Below are 12,226 nucleotides of genomic sequence, written 5' to 3' on the forward strand. Positions count from 1 at the left end.
CGATGAAACGAACCACCCTCCATCTGTGTGCGGTCACACTGCTTGTGCTGTGCGGTACCAGCGCTTTCGCTCAGGACTGCAAGGGGCTGCAAGCGCTAAACCTCAAGGCCAAGGGCAGTACCTTGGGCAATCTGGTGAGCGCGATCATGGGTAACAAATCGGAACCCGTCGAATGTGGCTCGCTGGAATCGGTCCTCGACAGCGTGGTGAACACCCACAAAGCCGGTGGGCGCAAGCTGGAGGAAGACCGCCCATTCAACCTCCAGGAAGCCCAGGCCAACCTCGCCGAAGCCCAGAGCGAGCCCCTGGTGAAAAGGCGCCTGGAGCAGATCAGAAAAAACGTCCAGGACGCCAACCAGCGATTGCTCTACGAAGCCGCGACGCTCGATGAAGAGGGTTACTACGGCGCCAGGGATCTGCGCATCCGCCAACTCCAACAGCAACTCAAATGACAGGCTGGCGCCTGCCAGCGGAGGCCTCATGAAATCGCGCACATCAATTCTTGGGACAGTCACGCTGGCTGCCCTGCTGGCCGCCTGCAGCGCATCGCAGCTATCCAACCCGTTCGACGCCGGCAAGGGTGAGGTCAAGGTGAAACAGATCACCACCCTCTCGCCCAGGGCGTCGGTGGTGCTCGACAAGAACTGCCCGGAGCTGGTCCAGCCCTACCGGCTGACCGACAACTTTGCCTCGGTCGCGATGTTCAGCATGAAGGAAGGCATCAAGGACTTGCCCGGCAAGCTCAGCAATCTGCTGGGCAAGGCGCCTGCCCCGGCCACCGGCGACAAGCTCTCGGCCTCGACCAAGCTGGCCGCCAAGCAGCTCAACTGGATGCCGATGACCGCCGAGGAACTCTATGCCGAGCGCCAGCACAACGCACGCACGGACATTCTGGCGCGCGACAGCAAGCTCGGCCGCAAGTACTACCCGATCGCGGACAAAATGCTGCACGAGATCCTCGCCAGCATCGACGAACCTTACGACTACCGGTTCAAGCTGTTCATCCTGAAAACCTCCAACCGCAACGCCCTCGCCCTGCCCGGTGGCTACCTGTATCTCGACCAAGGCCTGGTCGACAGCCCCCAACACCTGCCCAAGGCCTATTTCGCCTTGGCCCACGAGGTGGCCCACGTACTGCAGCGTCACGAAACCAAGGAGATGCAAAGTATGGTGGTGGACTCGTTCACGGTGAAAAAGGAACTGATCGATACCCTGGAAGCCGCCAAGAGCAACCCATCCGTGGTGGTTGACCGGGTCAAACTGGAAAAAGGCCATTTCACCAAGCATCACGTGGACCAGGAACTGCAGGCCGACTCCTGTGCAGTCAGGATGCTCAGCCACGTCTACCCCAACCGTCAGGAACTGGCCGTATCGATCAACGCCTTCGAGGTCGACCTGCCGAAGATGGAACCCTCTTCCCCCACCCCCGCCCCACAGAACGATGCCGAGGCGCTGGCCGAAAGCGTGCATGACATCGTCAATTCGCCGGTGATGCGCCACCCCAATACCCGGGAACGCACGGAGAACCTGCAAGCGATTTATCGGGAGGTGACCAGCACCACCACCGCGGCCAAATGAACAGCCGGTCCATTCTGATCGAGCATGGGGTGAGGCGTTGCCCGGCGATTGCCTACGGAGGATGGATGCTGTTTCATCAGCCACTGACTTCCTGAAAGGACTCCCCCATGCACCGCCTGGACTGGCTCGAGCAACACATGAAGCACTGCGACACCCTGGCTGAATGGCTCCATCGGCAATTCAGCTATGAATTTGCCCAACAGCCATTGGCCGATTGGCAACGCGAGTTCGCTGACGGCCAACATGATGGCCACTGGAAATGCCTGATCGCCCTGGAACACGACCAGCTACTGGGAGGCGCCGCACTGGCCACGGCCGACCTGCCCGATCGGCCAGAGCTGGGACCCTGGCTTGCCTGCGTGTTCATCACTCCGGCGGCAAGAGGCCGGGGGTTGGCGCAGGAGCTGATCGAGGGAATCTGTTCCCATGCAAAAGCGCGCGGCATTGCGACGTTGTACTTGCACACCCATGATCAGAGTCGCTACTACGAAAAGCGTGGGTGGAAGGTGCTGGAGCGCTTTGAAGCCTGGGGAGAAGAGCAGTGGTTGATGGCGCGGGAGCTGTGAGGCACGACTCCTGGCCGCCAGAGACTCAACGCATCCTAGAGCAAGCGTGGTCCGCGCCCGGTGTTTTGCAACGCGGCCTCGCCAAGACGTTCCAGCACGAACGCCTTCGCGTGGCGTGTCATCTGGTCGAGATGCCGGTCACGCTTCTTCTCGGCCTCCACCATCGCTCTTTTCCCGTGCTGTTGAAGCAGATAAGTATGAATCTGCCGCACCTCCACAGAGCTATAGATCGGTGCCACGTCCAACACGGCCAACAGGCCGTCGGTACCATGGTCGCGGGTATTCATGACCACCTGAGGACCACGCGCCCCCAAAACCTGAAACCCCAGCGCCTCGAAACACGGCACTTTGCCAACGCCGCAGGCCAACTCGGCATGAGGGTATCGACCCAGCATTTGCTGCAGCATCGCGCGCGCGACACCCTGCCGTCGATGGCCTTCGCGCACGGCCATATAGGCGACTGAGCAGGCCTCGGGATCGTCCTTCACCGGCAGATACAGCAAGAAGCCGACAACGCTGGAAGGGTCCTGGGCATCCGTGGCCACGATCAGTTCGACTGGAATGCCTCTGGAACCATCCATAGCGTCCAGATAGAGATGAACCTCGAACCCGATACCGTATTGATACAGGTTGTAGAGGGGATTGCTTGGCGCGATGGCCACCATGCTGATGTCGGTGAGGTAGTCGACAACCATCTGCAGGATCTGGCTTTTGACGGGCTCGGGGGGCGGGGTTTCAAACAGGGTGATCGTGAACATCGAACTTCTGACTCCGAGGGTTAAGGCTTGCCCGTGACTTCATCGGTCAGCGCTGGGCGGGGCATCATAACCCGTCTTTGCACTGACCACGGAGGACGGCGCGGCTCGCCCATCGCCCTCCCCGGCAGCAACGTGCTAGATTCCCCGCTCAACTGGCACGACAAGGAGTGTTTACCCATGAAATTCGGCTACATGATCATCTACGTCCCGGACGTTGCAGCCTCGCTCGAGTTCTTCTCGTCCGCCTTCGGGCTGGGCGTTCGTTTCCTCCATGAATCGGCAACTTATGGCGAACTCGAAACGGGCGATACGGCATTGGCATTCGCCGCCGATGAACTGGCCGCGATGAACTTCAGCACCGGCCATGTCTCGGCGCACTCCTCCCCCAAACCTCTCGGAATCGAAGTCGGCCTGGTCACCGAGGACGTTCAAGCGGCTCATGCCAGAGCGCTCAAGGCCGGCGCCAGCGAGGTTTCCAGCCCAACCACCAAACCCTGGGGGCAAACCGTGTCCTACGTTCGATGCCCGGACGGGACGCTGGTCGAACTCTGCACACCGATACAACGGTAAACCGATCAGCCTTCGCAGAAGTACGGCACTTCAGGCTCGCCAATGACACGGTCGGGGGCACTGGTCGTGTCTGACCTCTCGGCCATGACCTTCTGCATACGATGTCGGTCAAATAGTCGACGACCATCTGCAGAATCTGGCTGTTAATGTGCTCGGGGCACTGGGTTTCAAAGTGGCTGATCTTGGGCGTCGATTTTCTGACTCCGAGGGTTGAGGCTTGTCCGTGACTCGAAGAGTTCGCGCAGGACCTGGCCATCATCATCCGTCGAAGCACTGATGCCGGACGGCGATGCAACCCCTGGCGCTATGAAAAACTGATCTCCAGAGTCGCGCGTAGCCCCCCGCCAGGTAGATTCTCCAACCTGATCTGACCGCCCAGGCGGGTGGCGATGGTCTGTACTATGGTCAGCCCCAGACCCGCACCCTGGTCATTTGCGCGGCTGTAGAATCGCTCGAAAAGCCGATCACGCTCGGCCTCGTCGATGCCAGGCCCCTGATCGTCGACAGACAGCTCGAAATGTCCCTCGTTACTTGCCAGCCGCACAGTGATGACTCCGTGTTCCGGAGAGAAGTTCGCCGCATTGGTCACCAGATTGTTCAGCGCAATGTTGATGGCCGCTGAATCGGCTTTGACCCGGTAAACCCCGTCACTGACATCGAAAGTCAGTTCCAGTCCTTTGCTCAATAGCCAGGGCGTCAGCTGAACCAGGCCTTCGCGAACCGTGGCCGCCAAGTCAATGTATTGCAGCTGCGGAGCACCTGATTGCGGTTCAAGGCGGGCCATGGTGAGCAACTGGTTGACCAGCCGACTGGTGCGGTCCACGCCGACGATCAAATACCCGAGCGATTCGCGGCGTTCTTCCTCGGTCCCTGCCTCCAGCAAGTTCTGCGCATGGACCCTGAGCACCGCCAAAGGTGTGCGCATTTCATGGGCAGCATCGGCGATAAAGCGGCGCTCGCGTCCCAGCACCTCGCGGATTTGCACCAGCATGCGGTTGAGGGCTGCCTGCATGGGTTCTAGCTCACTGGGCAATGGCATCAGTTGCAACGGTTCCAGGGAACCCGAATGCCGGGCACGCAAGATTGCAGCCATATTCGCCAAAGGCTTGAGGCCCCAACCGATGGCCAGCCAGATCACCGCGGCGAGAATCAGGCTACCGATCAGATTGGGCACCAGTGTGTGGCGAACAATGCGGTCAACCAGGTCGGCTCGCACATCATCGCGTTCGCCGACCCAGACCTTCAGGCCGTATTGGCTGTCATCCAGAACAAATGCCCGCCATGTATGGTTCTTCAGGTCAACTACATCGCTGAAACCCGGCTTGATCGGCGCGGAAGTAAAGGACGGTGCACTGGCGGTGTGAACCAGTAGCTCGCCTCGCGAATTCCAGACCTGGAAAGCGATCTTGCTTTCATAGGGGTGACCGTCGATTTTCGGGGTCGCCAGGCTCAACGCCTGATTGAAGGCCTGATACAGCTCGGTGTGTTCCTTGCTGGCCATCGGCATGCGCATGATGCCTTGCAACAAACGCGCGTTCTGGGCCAGTTGGGCATCATAGACCTCATCAATTTCATGCTTGCTGTCGTGGAGGTTGAACACGCTTATGATCAACAGGCCGACGAACAACAACCCGAGGATCAATATCAGTGTCCGGCGCCTGATGGACATCATCGGCGTTCTTCCACCAGGTAGCCGACACCGCGAATGGTGCGGATCAAGTCCGCGGAAAACTTCTTGCGCAGATGATGAATGTGCACCTCCAGAGTGTTGCTTTCCGCTTCTTCGTTCCACCCGTAAAGCAGCTGCATCAACCGTTCACGGGTCATCACCCGCCCCGGAGGAGACAGTAGTTCGTAGAGTAGCTGGTATTCCTTGGGGGTCAGCGCCACGGTTTGGTCGTGATAAGTCACCTGCTGGGTGCTGGGGTCCAGACTGATGCCGGCATGCTCGATCAACACCCGCGCGCGGCCGGCGCTGCGACGCAAAAGTGCCCGCAGCCGGGCTTTCAGTTCAGCCAGGTCGAAGGGTTTGACCAGGTAATCATCGGCGCCGGCATCCAGGCCGGCAATACGGTCTTCGGTGGCGTCACGGGCGGTGAGAATCAGCACCGGCAGGTTCGACCCGCTCTGGCGCAAGCGACGCAATACTTCAAGACCGTCCATGCGTGGCAGACCGAGGTCGAGTACCGCCACATCAAAGGTTTCACTGAGCAGTGAGTGCAAGGCGCTGCTGCCGTCTTTCAGCCAGTCGACGGTGTACCCCTCTCGACTCAGAGCCTGATGAATGCCCTCACCCAAAGCAACGTCATCTTCAATCAGCAATAGACGCACAACCACTCCTGTCAGTTAAGTTTCTTGCCGACTTCGACGAGCAGCGCCTGGATCTCCTGGCGCCGACCACTATCGGCCACTTCCCGTCCTGGGCGGGCGGGCGCTTGCAGAGCTTTGAGCAACGCCGCCTTGGCTTCGCCGTAACGACCTTGACGATAGAGATGGTCACCCCAGAAGTACAGACTGTCGATGCCATCGGGGTTAAGTGCCAAGGCTTGCTTCAACAGTTGCTCCGCTTTGTCCGCGTCACCAAAGCCGATGGGCCAGCCAGGCACTCGATCATACAGCGCCGCCAGGCTGGTATAGGCCGAGCCTTGCAGGGCACGCGGGTCCAGCGCCAGGGCCTTTTCGAAATCGACACGGGCAGCCTTGGCCTTGCTCAGTGCGCCCAATCCGCCCTGCGCACCCGCCCAACTGCTGGTGACGATGCCGGACCAGATCCAGGCTTCGGCGGCGTTCTGACGAGCCTGGGTAAAGGTTGTCGCTTCCCCGGCGAGTTTTTCAAAGGCTGCCGTACGCTGTTCGGCTGGCAACTCATACTGGATGTGCGCCCAGTTTTGCTGGATGCGGGCAAGACGCTGTTGATCCGCACTGTCGAGTGCCCATGCGGAGCCGCTTAACACGCCTAGAAAGACGCAGAAAATCATCTTGTTCATGGTTTGGGCTTCTCGCTTTCTTGCTGGTCGCTGAGTCGGCGAATCAATGGCAGTTGCTTGCGCAAGCCACGGTCCACCAGATTGGGCAGTAGACTGTTCAAGCGCACGAAGAAGCGCTCAGGCCAGCCCAGGTAAAGATCCCGATGATCCCCGGCAATGGCATGCACCACCGCGTTGGCAACGGTTTGCGGGTCGTCGACACTGGCTTTCAACGCGTCGTTCAACGCCTGTGCCGCGGGGCTGTTCATCGCGGTATGAGTAGCCCGGGGGGCGACATACAGAACGCCGACCCGGGTATCCGCCAGTTCCCGGCGCAACGCCTCGGAGAATCCGCGCAGGGCGAACTTGCTCGCACAGTAACTGGCATAACCCGGGTAGCCGATGGAGCCGTAGATCGATCCGACATTTACCACCATCGCGGTGTCCGCCTGTTTGAGCAGCGGCAATAGCGTACGGGTGAGACAAATCGGCACGCTGATGTTCAAGGCCAGCATCGAGGTGATTTCGTCATCCTCCAACTGTTCAAGCATGGCGAAATGGTTGGTGCCAGCAGCGTTGATCAGCATATTCACGCCGCCGATGGCTTTGGCTGCGGCGAGGACCTTACGTCGGTCGGTGATGTAGGTCAGGTCCGCGGCGATCCAGCAAAGCTGGTCGGGATAACGGGCCAGCAAGGGTTCCAGCGGCTCTCTATGCCGTGACACCGCCAGCACATAGGCGCCATGGGCACACAGTACACCAGTGATGGCCAGGCCGATCCCGCCACTGGACCCGGTCAATACGACCCGTACTTCAGAGAGGCGCATGCGCGGTCTCCCTGGTTCCGGCCCCAGCTATCACGCCGGGCAACTCGCGGAACATCTCGGTGTAAAGTTTGTAGACGACTTTGGACGCGTGAATGACCGAGGCCTGATCGGCCGGATCCTCCAGACGATTCATCAGACGGCGATAGGTTTGCATGTGTCCCACATCCAGCGAACCGTGGGAACTGAGGTAACTGAAGGCGGATTCAGGCAGTTCAAGCCGCTCGCGAATGCTCTTGGCGGCATGGGTTGCCAGCGCGATACTGGTGCCTTCCAGCACATTCACCATACCGAACAGTCCCACCGGGTTATCCCGGGCAATCAGGTCGTAGAGAAAGCTGACCATCAACTCGATCGGCAGCCCCGGGCGACCGCTGGCGACTGCTTCCCTATCGCCGCCACAGGCAGCGATGTCATCGAGCACCCATAGTTCGTGACCGTACTCTTCCTCGATGTATTCGCAGACCGCACCGCGCAGCCATTCGAGGCGAACCGGCAGGCGCGCACCACAGGCCATCATCAGCGGGACGGTGTGACGGACGTGGTAATAGGCCTGCATCAGAAAGGCCCGATAACTTTCCAGGCTGACTTTCCCCGTAAGGGCATCGCGAATGATGGGCAGGTTGAACAGCGTGTGACGTTCTTGTTGGGTGGCTTCTTGCAGCGTGTCAAAAAAACTCATGACGTGAATTCCTCAGAAGAGACAGATGAGGTGAGGCATTGTCGGTAGTGTTCGACAATGGCTTCGCGACGAGGACGGCCGTTAGCAGTGAGCAAGCCGTTGGCTGGCGTAAAGGGTTGATCGAGACGGGTCCAATGGTGAACCCGGGCATAATCCGGCAGCGCCTGATTGACCTGGGCCACGGCGGCACCGAGCTCGCTGTCGGTGCACTGCGCGTTGTGTGGCCACAGCAACGCATGGTTACTCGGTAGCGCTTCACCGTAGACGAACGCCTGGGCGATGTGGCTGCGCTGGGTCAATTCAGCCTCGACCCATTCGGGGTTCACATTGCGGCCAAAACTGGTGACAAACTGGTGCTTCTTGCGGCCTTTGAGATAGAGAAAACCTTCGGCATCGAACTCACCCAGATCACCGCTGTGCCACCAGTCACTGGACTCAGGCGCTTCCCCCAGATACCCCAGCATCGGTGAACCGCTGATCAGTACCTCGCCGTCCTCGGCCAGACGAATCTGCACATGAGGCAAGGGTTTGCCGACGCTGCCGGGGCGCAGCGCACCTGGACGGTTGAGACACACCACCGAGGCGCATTCGGACAAGCCATAGCCCTCGTAAACCGGCAAACCAAGACGTTGTGCCCGTTGCAGCAGCTCCAGCGAGACCCGGGCGCCCCCCACCGCGGCGAAGCGCAATGTCGAGGTGTTGAAGGCTTTTTGCTCGGCGGCGCTGACCAGCAGCAGCAACAATTGCGGCACCAGAATCAGGCTTTCAGGTTTGCGCTGGGCCAGGCAGCCGAGCAGTTTCGGGATATCCACCCCGCTTGCACCTTGAATCCCCAGTGTTCGCTGGCTCGGCAGGCTCAAAATGGCGCCGGCATACAGCGCGGCGTAACAACCGAGGTTTTCCAGCAGGATCGCTATCGGCAGTAACGCCAAGTGATGGCGCGTGTCGTTCGGCCGGCTGGCTTGATCCAGTTCGCGAGCAACCGTCAGCAAGCTGTCGGCACTCAGGCAGACGCCTTTCGGGGTGCCGGTGGTACCGGAAGTAAAGGTGAGCTTTGCCGTGCCCTCGGGTAGGCGCTTGGGGCCGGTGAAAGTCCGACGCCAGAATTCGCCGCTCTTTACATAACCGGCGCGTTCCAGTTCCGGGGCCAGATCATCCCCGGCGATGACCAGCTGCGCCTGGCTTTGCTCCAGACAGTAACGACGCTGGGCAGGACTGAAGAAACCCGGCAACGTCAGACAGGTCAGCCCTTCGAACAGCACCGCAAGATCCCAGAGCATGGCGTCCGCACCGTTCTCCAGTATCAGCGCGACAACACCCACCCGTTCATCGCGCAGCCGCTGCTGCCGATAGACCACTTCGGCATACAGCGTGGCGTAGTCCAGCTGCAATTTATCACCCCATATTGCCAGGGCATTGGTCTTTTGTTCGGCATGCTTGCGCAATGCTTGTTGGAATCGCAGCACTTCAGGCGACATGACTGGTTTCCTCGATCGACGACGGCAAACCGAGGCGGTTGAACATCCCCATGTTGCGCAAGTGAATGAAGCCGGCGCGAATATTGCCCACATGCACGGACGGCCGACTCTCGTAGTAACTGCCCCAGGCGTGTCGATCCTCTCCCAGGCGCTGTGGATCGGCGACGCACAACGTCACGGGGCGCAATCCCAGGCGATGGAAGCTGTTGAGCAAACCGATGCTGCCGGTGAACGCCACCCACTCAAGCCCCCCCATCGCCAGCACATAGGTCATGGCGACGATGCTCAGGCGAGCGCTGCCGGTATCGATGGCGGCAAGATTGCCAACCTCGACAATGCCCGCACGGTCAACCGGGCGATCTGCAGCCGCACAGATCTGCGGTTCGATAGGATCGTCCAGGTAGCGCTCGAGAAACATTGGCCCAGCGCTGGCCAACCGCACACCGGCCACCGCATTGAGCCTGCCCGCTGCGTTGTTGAGCCCGAACAGTTCAGGCATGAAATGGCGTATCTCGGCGCCATGGGCCTGGCGAAATCGCTGCTGAACAAAGGTTTCGAATACCGGACGCGACTCATCATCGGGCAATGCCCTGAGCAGGCTCATGGCGGGTGTCTCGGCATTGCCGAAACGCAGGGGTAAGCGGATGTTCCAGTCGAAACCGGGCATTGGAAGAACTCCTCCCATGAATAATCGTGGGTGGAGTATCTGTGGCGATTCTTAACGGAATCTGAAGGTGTATCTGGATGAGGGATGAGCGGTCTTCAGATTGTCTTAAGTCTGCCAAGCCAAGGTGTCGCAGACCACAAGCCGAGACACCCACGAGGTCCATTCATGAATCCCGATTTATTGCCGCGCTATGCAAGACTATCAATTACCCTGCACTGGCTGATGCTGGCGCTGTTTGTCGGCGTCTACGGCTGTATTGAGATCAAAGGACTGCTACCGCGAGGCCATGCATTGAAGGCTCCACTGCTGGGTGCCCATGCCCTGTTCGGCATGGCGATTTTTGCCTTGGTCTGGGTCCGCTTGCTGGGCCGTTTGAAACAACGCCCGCCGATCTTGCCGCAACCACCTGCCTGGCAGACCGCACTGGCACGCCTGACCCACCTGGCGCTGTACGTGCTGATGATCGTCACACCGATACTGGCTTGGTTGATGCTCAGTGCAGCGGGTAAACCGGTTCCCTGGTTCGGGTTCTCCCTGCCCTCGCCGATTGCTCTGGATTCTGCAATGGCCAAGCAATTCAAAGAGTGGCATGAGTTGATGGGCAGTGCCGGGTACTGGCTGATCGGAATACATGCTGGCGCGGGGCTTTATCATCATTACTGGGTGGGCGATAACGCCCTTGCGCGGATATTGCCCAAACGTCTCTAGCCTTGCCCCGATCTCGCTCCACCTCCCACGTGGAACGAGATCGGAGTGCGACGCCTAAGCGCTCACGATCATCTCGAAGCCGCCGAAAATCATCCGCTGCCCATCGAAGGGCATGGGATTGACGTCCGGTTGGATCCGGGGGTCGGCCATGACCTTCTGCATACCCGCGTCGCGCGTCTGGCGGGACGGCCAGATGATCCACGAAAAGACCACGGTTTCGTCGTCCTTGACTTTCACCGCCATCGGGAATGAGGTCAGCTTGCCTTCGGGCACGTCGTCGCCCCAGCACTCGGCGACACTCAATGCGCCGTACTCTTTGAAGATCGCCGCAGCGGACTCGGCATGCTGCTTGAACTTTTCGCGGTTGGCGGTAGGCACGGCGGCAACAAAACCATCGACATAGGACATGATCAATCTCCTGCCTGGGTTGCGTGAAAAGCTGCAATCGAACTTGGGCGGATCGCTTCGTCGATTGCAGTTCGTTCGGCCTTTTAGTCGATCCGGTAGACGTCATATCGACATGAAAAATCGATCAAGCCGACCGACGGCCATTTCCGCTAAATCAGAATGATCCGACGATTGATGTCTATGCTGAAGCGTCTGACGTCAGGGGACTACAGCGCTGCAACCAATGAAGGCTGCTATTGCCAAAGAACTTGAGCAACAGCTTGACCACGGTTGGATAGCGGCAGTAACCCCACTGCAACAAACAGGAGGGAATCATGAGCAAGAAAATTCTGGTGGTAGTGACCAGCGTCGAGAAATACCCGAGCCTGCACCGCGCGACCGGTTTGTGGCTCGGCGAGGCGGTACACTTTGTCGATAAAGTCCAGGCCGCCGGTTACGCGGTCGACTATGTCAGCCCTCAGGGCGGCTACACCCCCATTGATCCCCACAGCCTGTCCATGGCGCAACCGATCGACTGGGAGTGGTATCACGACAAGGCGTTCATGAACCGACTGGGCACGACGCTCAAGCCGAGCGAGGTCAATGCCGATGACTATGTCGCTATCTACTATGCCGGTGGCCATGGCGTAATGTGGGATTTCCCCGGGAACACCGAACTGCAGGCCGTGAGCCGAAAAATCTACGAAAGTGGCGGCGTGGTTTCCTCGGTTTGCCACGGCGCCGTGGGCTTACTCAACATCAAACTGTCTGACGGATCCTTGCTGATCAAGGACAAGCAGGTCACCGGTTTTTCCAACGAGGAAGAAAAAATCGCCGAACTGGATAAACACGTGCCCTTCCTCACCGAGTATGAATTGGTTGCCCGTGGCGGCGTGTACAAAAAGGCCGACGATCCCTGGGTTCCGTTTGCGATTGCCGATGAACGGGTGGTCACTGGCCAGAACCCTGCTTCGGGTGGTTCTGTCGCCGACCTGGTGCTGGCAGCCCTGAAATAGACCTTCAACCAAGGGGAAATCCAGAG

15 protein-coding genes and 1 pseudogene are annotated in these 12,226 nt (G+C 59.4%); 6 read left to right on the top strand and 10 right to left on the bottom strand.

The window, feature by feature from the left end:
- Positions 1-2 precede the first annotated feature (2 nt).
- The 3 genes from F8N85_RS24180 (at position 3) to F8N85_RS24190 (ending at position 2,144) form a co-directional block, all read left to right on the top strand.
- Positions 3-452, top strand: a complete 450-nt coding sequence (locus tag F8N85_RS24180) for a hypothetical protein (protein WP_150806034.1) — start codon at positions 3-5, stop codon at positions 450-452.
- Positions 453-480: 28 nt separating this feature from the next.
- Positions 481-1,578: a M48 family metalloprotease gene (locus F8N85_RS24185; protein ID WP_191636249.1), complete on the top strand. Its 1,098-nt coding sequence runs from the start codon at positions 481-483 to the stop codon at positions 1,576-1,578.
- A 107-nt stretch (positions 1,579-1,685) separates the two neighbouring features.
- Positions 1,686-2,144: a GNAT family N-acetyltransferase gene (locus tag F8N85_RS24190; RefSeq protein ID WP_150806036.1), complete on the top strand. Its 459-nt coding sequence runs from the start codon at positions 1,686-1,688 to the stop codon at positions 2,142-2,144.
- Positions 2,145-2,179: 35 nt separating this feature from the next.
- On the opposite strand, the gene F8N85_RS24195 is transcribed toward F8N85_RS24190, so the two are convergent.
- On the bottom strand, positions 2,180-2,902 hold the full coding sequence (locus F8N85_RS24195) for a GNAT family N-acetyltransferase (RefSeq protein WP_150806037.1): 723 nt from the start codon (positions 2,900-2,902) through the stop codon (positions 2,180-2,182).
- A gap of 177 nt (positions 2,903-3,079) precedes the next feature.
- Here F8N85_RS24195 and F8N85_RS24200 point away from each other — a divergent pair, with 177 nt between their 5' ends.
- Complete coding sequence (locus F8N85_RS24200; protein WP_150806038.1) at positions 3,080-3,472, top strand: VOC family protein; 393 nt, start codon at positions 3,080-3,082, stop codon at positions 3,470-3,472.
- A gap of 100 nt (positions 3,473-3,572) precedes the next feature.
- Here the strand turns inward: F8N85_RS24200 and F8N85_RS35130 are convergent.
- From F8N85_RS35130 to F8N85_RS24240, 8 genes and pseudogenes are all read right to left on the bottom strand, one after another.
- A pseudogene (locus F8N85_RS35130) lies at positions 3,573-3,653 on the bottom strand (GNAT family N-acetyltransferase); the annotation flags it as partial.
- A gap of 123 nt (positions 3,654-3,776) precedes the next feature.
- Positions 3,777-5,144, bottom strand: coding sequence for a sensor histidine kinase (locus F8N85_RS24210; RefSeq protein ID WP_150806039.1), 1,368 nt, complete (start codon positions 5,142-5,144; stop codon positions 3,777-3,779).
- On the bottom strand, positions 5,141-5,803 hold the full coding sequence (locus F8N85_RS24215) for a response regulator (protein ID WP_150806040.1): 663 nt from the start codon (positions 5,801-5,803) through the stop codon (positions 5,141-5,143). The genes F8N85_RS24210 and F8N85_RS24215 overlap by 4 nt, the downstream gene beginning before the upstream one ends.
- A gap of 11 nt (positions 5,804-5,814) precedes the next feature.
- Positions 5,815-6,459 carry a tetratricopeptide repeat protein gene (locus tag F8N85_RS24220; RefSeq protein ID WP_150806041.1) on the bottom strand — a complete coding sequence of 215 codons (645 nt, stop codon included), beginning with the start codon at positions 6,457-6,459 and terminating at the stop codon, positions 5,815-5,817.
- A complete protein-coding gene (locus F8N85_RS24225) occupies positions 6,456-7,265 on the bottom strand; it encodes an SDR family oxidoreductase (RefSeq protein ID WP_150806042.1) in 810 nt (269 codons plus the stop codon). Before F8N85_RS24225 ends, F8N85_RS24220 begins: the two co-directional genes overlap by 4 nt.
- Entirely contained in the window at positions 7,252-7,944 is a 693-nt protein-coding gene (locus F8N85_RS24230; RefSeq protein WP_150806043.1) for a TenA family transcriptional regulator, read from the bottom strand. Before F8N85_RS24230 ends, F8N85_RS24225 begins: the two co-directional genes overlap by 14 nt.
- Positions 7,941-9,422 (bottom strand): AMP-binding protein, encoded by a 1,482-nt coding sequence (locus F8N85_RS24235; RefSeq protein ID WP_150806044.1) that lies wholly within the window; start codon positions 9,420-9,422, stop codon positions 7,941-7,943. The genes F8N85_RS24230 and F8N85_RS24235 overlap by 4 nt, the downstream gene beginning before the upstream one ends.
- Entirely contained in the window at positions 9,412-10,089 is a 678-nt protein-coding gene (locus F8N85_RS24240) for a thermostable hemolysin (RefSeq protein WP_150806045.1), read from the bottom strand. Before F8N85_RS24240 ends, F8N85_RS24235 begins: the two co-directional genes overlap by 11 nt.
- A 165-nt stretch (positions 10,090-10,254) precedes the next feature.
- On the opposite strand from F8N85_RS24240, the gene F8N85_RS24245 reads away from it, so the two are divergent.
- Complete coding sequence (locus F8N85_RS24245; RefSeq protein ID WP_150806046.1) at positions 10,255-10,797, top strand: cytochrome b; 543 nt, start codon at positions 10,255-10,257, stop codon at positions 10,795-10,797.
- A gap of 54 nt (positions 10,798-10,851) precedes the next feature.
- Here F8N85_RS24245 and F8N85_RS24250 read toward each other — a convergent pair whose 3' ends face one another.
- On the bottom strand, positions 10,852-11,205 hold the full coding sequence (locus tag F8N85_RS24250; RefSeq protein ID WP_150806047.1) for a DUF1428 domain-containing protein: 354 nt from the start codon (positions 11,203-11,205) through the stop codon (positions 10,852-10,854).
- A 314-nt stretch (positions 11,206-11,519) separates the two neighbouring features.
- Between F8N85_RS24250 and F8N85_RS24255 the strand changes: the two genes are divergently transcribed.
- On the top strand, positions 11,520-12,200 hold the full coding sequence (locus tag F8N85_RS24255; protein ID WP_150806048.1) for a type 1 glutamine amidotransferase domain-containing protein: 681 nt from the start codon (positions 11,520-11,522) through the stop codon (positions 12,198-12,200).
- Positions 12,201-12,226: the final 26 nt, after the last annotated feature.

It is taken from the genome of Pseudomonas fluorescens (genome assembly GCF_902497875.1).
GTDB classification, from domain to species: Bacteria; Pseudomonadota; Gammaproteobacteria; order Pseudomonadales; family Pseudomonadaceae; genus Aquipseudomonas; species Aquipseudomonas fluorescens_BR.